1 protein-coding gene is annotated in these 488 nt (G+C 53.3%); it reads left to right on the top strand.

Annotated features, from left to right (window positions below; genetic code table 11):
• A partial coding sequence (locus tag C5B91_RS21525) for a helicase C-terminal domain-containing protein (RefSeq protein WP_233547898.1) occupies window positions 1–488 on the top strand: 488 nt, incomplete at both ends.

The raw sequence follows: 488 nt of genomic DNA, 5'->3' as shown, positions 1-488 counted from the left end.
TCTGAACTCCCTTCAGACCCCACATCGCTTGAAGCGGTTATAGACGACATTCTTGACGACTATGAAACGCAGGTCTCGTACCACTATTCACGCGACAACACCGACCTGATGAAGCGGGTTCTTCGGACGATGATCAACGTCCATCTTTCTGACGACGGCGAACCATATTATCCCTTGAACGGCCAACTCATGACTGGTCAAACGCCCCTCGAAGACGTCAGCTCTGTCTTAGAGATCCTCGAGAATCTCGATGAACTAGATAGCCCAGCAGACGCAGTTCACATGCTCATCGCAACCTCGATGATCAGTCACGGAGTGGACGTCGATGCGTTGGACTTCATCGGTTTCTTCGGCCTTCCGCGGAACACGGCCGAGTACATTCAGTCGTATTCACGCGTTGGGCGCAAGTGGCCAGGGACTGTGTTCCTACTCTTCGATCCGATGCGGACCCGCGATCGGTCCTACTACCGTCACTTCCAGTATCATCA

Source organism: Haloferax sp. Atlit-10N, assembly GCF_003586325.1.
Taxonomy (GTDB): domain Archaea; phylum Halobacteriota; class Halobacteria; order Halobacteriales; family Haloferacaceae; genus Haloferax; species Haloferax prahovense.
Note: the sequence above shows the minus strand (reverse complement) of the source record. Positions and strands in the feature narration are given on the sequence as shown.